Below are 2,570 nucleotides of genomic sequence, written 5' to 3' on the forward strand. Positions count from 1 at the left end.
GGGGGTCCGGGCGCGGTCGACGCGCGTACGCAGCGCCGCGGCGGCTAGACTCCGACACGTCGTAGAACACCGTCCGCTCCGACTTTCGGGGCACCGTCCCGCGTGGGTCGCCCGTCGATCCCGCCGATCGCGAGGTCGCTCTGTCTACCGAGGCCGTCCTTCGTCACCGGCATGTCCCCGCCCGCGGACCGGGGCGGGCGGGCGCCTCCAAGCCAACGACCGCGGGGCCCGTACTCTCGTCCCCGCTCACCCTTCCCCCGGCCCAGAGCCCTCCTGGTGATCAGAGTACTTCTGGTGATCAGAGCACGCCTGGTGGCGCGGACGTGCCGCTCCCGTCGCCGCCCGCCGAGACCGTCGGCACGGCCGGTGGCGGCACTGATGGCAGGCTGGCAGCCGGTTCCCTCGCCGCCCTGGGTACCGTCGGGTCCGTGACGTCACCGTCGGTCGAGGCAACGGCCGTACCGGCGCCGGAGGCCGGCGGCCCGCCCGCCGACGGGCTCCCGGGCGCCGGGCACGCCACCCGCGGGGGCTGGGCGGCCGTGTCGGCGAAGGCCCGCGGCTATGTCGCCCTGATGAAGCTGCGCGTGGTCGAACTGCTGCTCATCACCACCGTCCCGGTCATGATGCTCGCCGAACGGGGCGTGCCGTCGCTCTGGCTGATCGCCGTGACCCTGGTGGCGGGAACCCTCGCCGCCGGCAGCGCGAACACGATCAACTGTTACGTCGATCGTGACATCGATCAGATGATGGGCCGCACGAAGCGCCGTCCGCTCGTGCGGGCGACCGTCACGCCCACGGAGGCGCTGACCTTCGGCATCGTGATCGGGATCGTCTCGACGCTGCTCTTCGGTTTCCTGGTCAACTGGCCCTCCGCGCTGCTGGCGGACGGGGCGATCGCCTTCTACGTCTTCGTCTACACCCTCGGGCTGAAGCGCCGCACCCCGTCGAACATCGTCATCGGGGGCGCGGCCGGCTGCTTCCCCGTCCTGATCGGATGGTCGGCGGTCACGGGGACCGTCGGCTGGGCCGCGGTGCTGCTGTTCGCCGTCGTCTTCTTCTGGACCCCGCCGCACTTCTGGGCGCTGGCGATGAAGTTCCGCGACGACTACGCCGCGGCGGGCGTCCCCATGCTGCCGGTCGTCGCCTCCGTCCAGGTCGTCACCCGGCGGATGCTGGGCTACGCCTACGCGATGGTCGCAGCCTCGCTCGCGGTCGCTCCCGTCGCCTCCACCGGCCCGGTCTACCTCGTCGCCGCCGTCGCGGTGGGCGCCTGGTTCCTGGTCGAGTCGCACCGGGTCGCCCGCCGGGCCCGGCACGGCGAGGACCCGAGGCCGATGCGCCTGTTCCACATGTCGATCACGTATCTGACTCTGCTGTTCGTGGCGATCGCCGTCACCGCTCTCGTCTGATCTCGTCCGGCCCCACCGATCCACCCCACCGACCCCGCCCCGTCCTGATCCCGGTGTCACCGGGATCAGGACGGGGCGTTGTTTTAAAACAAAAAAGAGTAGAGAACTTTGGCGACGATCTTTCTTTGGTTCTGTTTGTACACCTCAGCTTGGTAGGGCTTTCGGTTAGTCGTGGCGGGTGAAGTCGTCGATGGTGGCGGTGAGGGCCTGGGCGTCGGGGGTGGCCTGGTAGATCGGATCGTCTTGAAGGGCCTTGCCGAGTCGGCGTACACCCTCCCGTATGGGGAGGACCCGGTGCTGTGGGGGGATGCCGAGGACGGGGCGTAGGGCGTCCTCGGCGGCATCGAGTGCGTGGAGTCGAACCCGGGCAAGGGTGAGGTCGGCGCGGGCGATCGCTTCGGAGTTGTGGGAGCGGTCGGCGTGGGGGGCGTGCTGGTAGGCGGTGAGAGCTTCGTCGGCTGCCTGTTCGGCTTCGGCGGGGTTGGGGAACCATGCGGCGGTCCCGGCGACGATGCCGAGTTGTTCGGGCAGGGACAGGCGCATGAGCCCGCCGATTTCGTCGAGATCATCGGGTTGGACGCGTTCGCGGATGCGACGGCTGTGCAGCAGTGCGGTGCGGGACCGGTCGGTGTCGCCGAGGGCGGCGTGGGCGCGGGCCTGCTGCACGGACGGTAGAACGGCGATGGAGCCGCGTACGCGGTCGGTGTCGAGGGTGGCGAGTTCGGTGAAGTGGATGGATTCGGCGGGTCGGCCCATCCAATAGGCGGTGGCGGCCTGTTCGGTGCGGACGATGATGCGTAGGCCGGGATGGTCAGCGCGTTCGGCGCACATGAGTGCGGCGTTCTGGTAGGTCAGTGCCCGGTGAGTCTGGCTGAGGTCGCGGGAAGCGTGGGCGAGCATCGCGCAGACGAGGCCCCCGAGTAGGTAGAGGTCTCGGATCTGGTGGGGGTCGATGGGGTCGTCGAGTAGGCGGAAGATGGCCTTGCGCGTCACGATCAGGTCGTCGACAAGCAGACTGAGATGGTCGCCGTAGGAGCCGGAGAGACGCCGGACCTCGTTCCACAGGAGAGCCAGGATCTCCGGGGCGGGTGTGTTCTGTGCCCGGGTGAGAAACTGTAGGGTCTCCTCCAGGGCTGCGCGAAGGTCGCGTGGTGTGACGGT

At 69.5% G+C, this 2,570-nt stretch carries 2 protein-coding genes; one reads left to right on the plus strand and one right to left on the minus strand.

Annotated elements, in window-relative coordinates:
- Nucleotides 1–539: 539 nt before the first annotated feature.
- On the plus strand, nucleotides 540–1,409 hold the full coding sequence (locus AC08ON_RS13505) for a heme o synthase (protein ID WP_023841562.1): 870 nt from the start codon (nucleotides 540–542) through the stop codon (nucleotides 1,407–1,409).
- A 165-nt stretch (nucleotides 1,410–1,574) separates the two neighbouring features.
- On the opposite strand, the gene AC08ON_RS13510 is transcribed toward AC08ON_RS13505, so the two are convergent.
- A partial coding sequence (locus tag AC08ON_RS13510; RefSeq protein ID WP_476607825.1) for a hypothetical protein occupies nucleotides 1,575–2,570 on the minus strand: 996 nt, incomplete at its 5' end.

The organism is Frankia sp. CoWAU3, assembly GCF_977971855.1.